Genomic DNA, 5,226 nt, shown 5'->3' with positions numbered 1-5,226 from the left:
CGCCCACTGTCATGATGGTCGTCGGCGTCAATGGCGCCGGCAAGACGACCAGCATCGGCAAGCTGACCCGCCATCTTGCCGAAGCCGACCAGAAGGTGCTGCTTGCGGCTGCCGACACCTTCCGCGCCGCGGCGCGCGAGCAGTTGGGTGTGTGGGCCGACCGCGCCAAGGTCGAGATCGTCAGCCAGGAGGGCGGCGACCCCGCTGCCGTGTCCTTCGACGCCGTCAATGCCGGACGCGCTCGTGGTGCCGATGTCGTCATCGCCGACACCGCCGGCCGCCTGCCGACGCAGCTCCACCTGATGGAAGAGCTGAAGAAGATCAAGCGCGTCATCAACAAGGCCCAGGAAGGTGCGCCTCATGAGGTGCTGCTGGYGGTGGACGGCAACACCGGCCAGAACGCGCTGAACCAGGTCAAGGCCTTTGACGAAACGCTGGGCCTCACCGGGCTCATCGTCACCAAGCTCGACGGCACCGCCAAGGGTGGCGTGCTGGCGGCAATAGCGCGCGAGCGGCCTGTGCCGGTCTATTTCATCGGCGTGGGCGAGAAGCTGGAAGACCTCGAGACCTTCAGCGCGCGCGAGTTCGCGCGGGCCTTGCTGGAGTAAGCCGCCCGAACTCGGTGCGAATCCAGGCCTCGAACGCGTCGACGGCCGGCGCGCCGACGCGGGCCGCACCACGCAGCAACCGGTAGCCATAGGCCGAAGCCAGCGGCGCGCAGTTGGCGAGCACCAGGCGGCCCTGGGCCAGGTCCTCGGCCGCGAGCGCGAACGGCACAAGGCCCACGCCCAGCCCGGCCACCGCAGCCTGCACCAGCAGCCCGCCATGGCTGTAGCTGCGTGAGAAATCGAGATGCCGCCGCGCGGCCAGCCCCTCGCGCGACAGCAGGCGCTGCCAGGCCTGCAGCCCCCCTTCCTCGTGCAGCAGCGGCTGGCGCAGCAGCTCGGCCAGTGGCGCGGGCTTGGGCGTGAGGGCAGGGCTGTAGACGACGACCTGCTGCTCGGCATACAGCGGCGGCTCCCCCATCTTGTCGAGAGCCTGGTAGCGCAGCGCGATGTCGCAGCCCCCACCGTCGAGGTCGGCGAGTTGGTCGCTGGCCTGCACGCGCACGTCGACCGCCGGATGRGTCGCGGTGAACGCATGCAGCCGCGGAACCAGGAACTTCATCGTCAGCGAATGCGTGCTGGATACACGCACGGTGTGCGGGTCCTGCGTCTCGCGCAGCGCCAGCACCTGCTCGCGCAGTTCGCCCACCATGCGCGTGACGCTCGCGGCCAGCGCGCGCCCGGCCGGCGTGATGGCGACATGGCGCGCGTGGCGCACGAACAGGGCCAGGCCCAGGGACTGCTCCAACAGCTTGATCTGCTGGCTCAACGCTGCCGGCGTCTTGTGCAGCTCGGCCGCTGCCGCGCGAAAGCCATCGTGACGGGCGGCCGCTTCGAAGTCGAGCAGGCCTGACAGGCTGGCAAAAGGCTTGGACATGGAGCGAGGGCAAGTTTTCCTGATCCTCAGGATAGCTAAATCTCGGTTTCGCTTCTCGCCCCGCAGGGGAAGACTGCTGGCCATCACTCCACGGACGAGTCATGAGTCAAGAAATCCTGGTCATCGGCGGAACCCGATTTTTCGGCATTCCTCTTGTTGAGGCACTGCTCGCTGCTGGCAACCGCGTGACGATCGCGACGCGAGGCCGCACGCCCGATCCCTTCGGCGTGCGCGTGCGCCGCGTCGCGGTGGACCGTGGCGACGCGACGGCGATGCAGGCTGCATTCAGCGATGCGCGCTTTGACGTCGTCTACGACCAGATGTGCTACGGCCCGGATGAAGCCGCACTCGCCGCACGCCTGTTCACCGGCAAGGTCGGCCGCTACCTGATGACGTCGACGCTCGAGGTCTATGACGCGCGGCATGGCCAGCTGGCGCGCGCCTATCGAGAGGAGGATCTCGACCTGGCGCGGTCCGTGGACAAGCCGCCGACGGCCTATGGCGACGGCAAGCGTCGCGCCGAGGTCCAGCTGCTGGGGGCTCGGGAGCTGCCGGTCGCGACGCTTCGGCTGGCCCACGTGCTGGGCGGCGCGGAGGATTTCACCGGCCGGCTGCGCGGCTATGTCGAGCGGGTCCTCCGTGGCGAACCGCTGCTGCATGCGGCGGTGCCGGGCGCGACCTCCTTCATCGATGTGCCTGGCGTGGTGGCGCTGTTGGTCTGGGCTGGCCGCCAGGACTTTCTCGGCCCGCTCAACGTCGCGAGCCGCGGCACGCTGACGGCGCCACAACTGCATGCGCGTATCGCGACAAGATTGGGGCGCGAGGCGCTGATGACGCCGAAAGCTGGTGCCGGTGCGAGCCCTTTCGACTACGCCGCGCTTCACGCGCTGGACACCGGTCGCGCGACGGCGCTGGGCTGGCTGTTTGATCCCCTGGACGACTGGCTGGATGCCCTCATCGACACGCACGCAGCAGCGCTGGCTGGTGAAGGGGTGGGCGCATGAACGGCGTCCAACACCTTGGCGCCTTCCTGCTGGCAGCCTTGCTCGTCATCGTCGTGCCGGGGCCGGCGACGCTCTATGTGCTGGGCCAGGTGCGCATGGCGGTGCCTCGCGCCATGCTGGCCGTTGGCGGCCTGGTGGCCGGCGATCTGTTGCTGATCATGGCGGCTGGCCTGGGGCTGGGCAGCCTCCTGCAGCAATGGCCGGCGGCGTTGGTGGCGTTGCGGACGGTCGGCGCGCTGTATGTCGCATGGCTTGGGCTGACCATGCTGCGCAGCGCTGCGGCGCCTGCCACCATGGAGGAGAAATCCAGCGGGAAGGCCAGCGGCGCTTTCGGTCCGGCCCTGCTGCTGACGCTGCTCAACCCCAAGCCCATCCTGTTCTTCGGCGCCTTCTTTCCGCTCTTCCTGACGGTTGACAACACCGACTGGCTGGGCGGCTTCATGCGCCTGGGCCTGCTGTTCGAGCTGATCAACATCGGCTGGTTCGCGCTGCTGATCGCAGGTGCGGCCCTGCTGCGCCGTCGGGCCTGCATGCCCGACGGGCCCTGGCTGAACCGCCTCGGCGGTCTGGGCTTKCTGGGCTGTGCGGCCCTGCTGATGTTCGGCTAATGCGCGTGCGGCGTATCGGCGTAGTAGCCGGATGCGCGCGGCTTGGGGAACAGCGTGTCACGCAGCCGGTCGCTGGACTCGTTCTGCCATTCCCGGTTCCACGGTGTGACCGCCAGCTCGGTGGCGCCCAGCACGCGCAACAGGCGATCCCGTTTTCTGGAATGGCGAGGCTCGTCGGCGACGGGCAGGAGAACGACGGAGCGCGCATAGCCGTGTTCGTCGCAAAGCGCGAAGTCGACGGTCAGCAAGCCCGTGCGCGACAGCCACTCGCGGTAGGAGTATTGMTTGGGCACCCGCACCAGCTTGTGCAGCGGCACATGGGCCAGCAGGAAGCCCTTGGGGTGTTCCAGTGCCAGGGCTTGCGCGATGCACTTGTGGGCATGGCGCTCCGCGCTCACCAGCACCCGCGCAGCGGTGGGCGGCCACTGCATCACGGTGTCGCTGGCGTCCTTGCGAGGCGCTCTGCCTTGCCCGGTGAGGTTGCTCAGCCAGGCGCTGACGGCGAGGGGAAGGTGGAGATTCAGCATGCGCGCGACGCTAGCGGCCGCGCCGGTTCTTGACCATGCTCCGTTGTCCCTCGACCTTGGGACCAAGTGTGTGGACTTGTGTCCCTGCTGACGACAGGCTGTCTGCGCGCGGATCGAACGAACGATCGAGAGTGCAAGCCTGCGGGTTTACATCCCCGGCAGGCCCTTCATGCCGCCCATGCGCTTCATCATCTTCATCAGGCCGCCGCCCTTCATCTTCTTCATCATCTGCTGCATCTGGTCGAACTGATTCAGCAGGCGATTGACGTCCTGGATCTGCACGCCGGCGCCGGTGGCGATGCGGCGCTTGCGGCTGGCCTTGCTCTTGCCATCCATCAAGAGGGCCGGGTGTGAGCGCTCCTTGGCGCTCATGGAACGCAGGATGCCTTCCATGCGCTTCATGTCGCGCTCGGCGCGGTCCATGTCGGCCTGGCCGGGCTGCTTGTTGCCCATCATGTTCTGCGGCAGCTTGTCCATCAGGCCGCCCAGGCCGCCCATCTTCTTCATCTGCGCGATCTGCTGCAGGAAGTCATTCAGGTCGAAGCCGCTGCCGCTCTTGAGCTTGTCGGCCATCGCCTGGGCGCTGGCCATGTCGACGTTGGCCGTGACCTGCTCGACGAGGGCCACGATGTCGCCCATGCCCAGCACGCGGCCGGCGTGGCGGTCGGCGTCGAAGACCTCCAGCCCGTCGATCTTCTCGGACACGCCGGCGAACTTGATCGGCGCACCGGTGATCTGGCGCACCGACAGCGCCGCACCACCGCGGGAGTCGCCGTCGAGCTTGGTCAGCACGACGCCGGTCAGCGGCAGGGCGTCCTTGAAGGCCTTGGCGGTGTTGATCGCATCCTGGCCTTGCATGGCATCGACGACGAACAGCGTCTCGACCGGGTTCAGCACCGCATGCAGGTCCTTGATCTCGGCCATCAGCGCTTCATCGATGGCCAGGCGGCCGGCGGTGTCCACCAGCAGCACGTCGATGTAGTGGCGCTTGGCGTAGTCCAGCGCGGCCAGCGCGATGTCACGAGGCTTTTGCTCGGGCGTGGACTCGAACCATTCGGCGCCGGCCTGCCTGGTCACCGTCTTCAACTGCTCGATGGCTGCCGGGCGGTAGACGTCGGCGGAGACCGTCAGCACCTTCTTCTTGCGCTTCTCGATCAGGTGCTTGGCGAGCTTGGCCGTCGTCGTCGTCTTGCCGGCGCCCTGCAGGCCGGCCATCAGGATGACGGCGGGCGGCTGGGCGGCGAGGTTGATGTCGGCCACGCCTTCGCCCATGGTCGCGGCGAGTTCCTTGTGCACGACCGAGACCAGCACCTGGCCGGGGTTCAGTGAGCCGACGACCTCCTGGCCCAGAGCCTTCTCCTTCACGCGGGCAATGAAGTCGCGCACCACCGGCAGGGCCACGTCGGCCTCCAGCAGGGCCATGCGCACCTCGCGGAGCATGTCCTGCACATTGCTCTCGGTGATGCGGGCCTGCCCGCGCATCGTCTTGACGAGGCGACTCAGGCGGTCGGTGAGGTTGGATGCCATGGTGGGGAGGTGGGCTAGGAGGCTGTCGGGCTTTGGGCGGGGTGCACGTTGGATCTGCAAGGGGGCTGAGGCTAGGCG

Annotated in this window: 6 protein-coding genes; 3 read left to right on the top strand and 3 right to left on the bottom strand. The window is 67.9% G+C overall.

What is annotated here, in order from left to right; translation table 11 throughout:
• On the top strand, positions 1-608 hold a 608-nt coding region (ftsY, locus tag AC1DU6_RS19410), incomplete at its 5' end, for a signal recognition particle-docking protein FtsY (protein ID WP_477858983.1).
• On the opposite strand, the gene AC1DU6_RS19405 is transcribed toward ftsY, so the two are convergent.
• Entirely contained in the window at positions 571-1,482 is a 912-nt protein-coding gene (locus tag AC1DU6_RS19405; protein ID WP_457322878.1) for a LysR substrate-binding domain-containing protein, read from the bottom strand. The two genes, ftsY and AC1DU6_RS19405, sit on opposite strands and share 38 nt — an antisense overlap.
• 101 nt (positions 1,483-1,583) lie before the next feature.
• On the opposite strand from AC1DU6_RS19405, the gene AC1DU6_RS19400 reads away from it, so the two are divergent.
• Together AC1DU6_RS19400 and AC1DU6_RS19395 are read left to right on the top strand one after the other, a co-directional pair.
• Entirely contained in the window at positions 1,584-2,486 is a 903-nt protein-coding gene (locus AC1DU6_RS19400; RefSeq protein WP_477858981.1) for an NAD-dependent epimerase/dehydratase family protein, read from the top strand.
• A complete protein-coding gene (locus AC1DU6_RS19395) occupies positions 2,483-3,094 on the top strand; it encodes a LysE family translocator (protein WP_477858979.1) in 612 nt (203 codons plus the stop codon). The genes AC1DU6_RS19400 and AC1DU6_RS19395 overlap by 4 nt, the downstream gene beginning before the upstream one ends.
• Here the strand turns inward: AC1DU6_RS19395 and AC1DU6_RS19390 are convergent.
• Together AC1DU6_RS19390 and ffh are read right to left on the bottom strand one after the other, a co-directional pair.
• Positions 3,091-3,621 carry a hypothetical protein gene (locus AC1DU6_RS19390; RefSeq protein ID WP_477858977.1) on the bottom strand — a complete coding sequence of 177 codons (531 nt, stop codon included), beginning with the start codon at positions 3,619-3,621 and terminating at the stop codon, positions 3,091-3,093. The genes AC1DU6_RS19395 and AC1DU6_RS19390 overlap by 4 nt on opposite strands.
• 147 nt (positions 3,622-3,768) lie before the next feature.
• On the bottom strand, positions 3,769-5,148 hold the full coding sequence (gene ffh, locus AC1DU6_RS19385) for a signal recognition particle protein (RefSeq protein WP_457349941.1): 1,380 nt from the start codon (positions 5,146-5,148) through the stop codon (positions 3,769-3,771).
• Between the last annotated feature and the right edge of the window lie 78 nt (positions 5,149-5,226).

It is taken from the genome of Roseateles sp. P5_B10 (assembly GCF_056400485.1).
Note: the sequence above shows the minus strand (reverse complement) of the source record. Positions and strands in the feature narration are given on the sequence as shown.

What these genes read in the sequence shown, in the direction of transcription:
- ffh (WP_457349941.1), bottom strand. Translation starts at nt 5,148, where the DNA reads ATGGCATCCAACCTCACCGACCGCCTGAGTCGCCTCGTCAAGACGATG.
- AC1DU6_RS19400 (WP_477858981.1), top strand. Translation starts at nt 1,584, where the DNA reads ATGAGTCAAGAAATCCTGGTCATCGGCGGAACCCGATTTTTCGGCATT.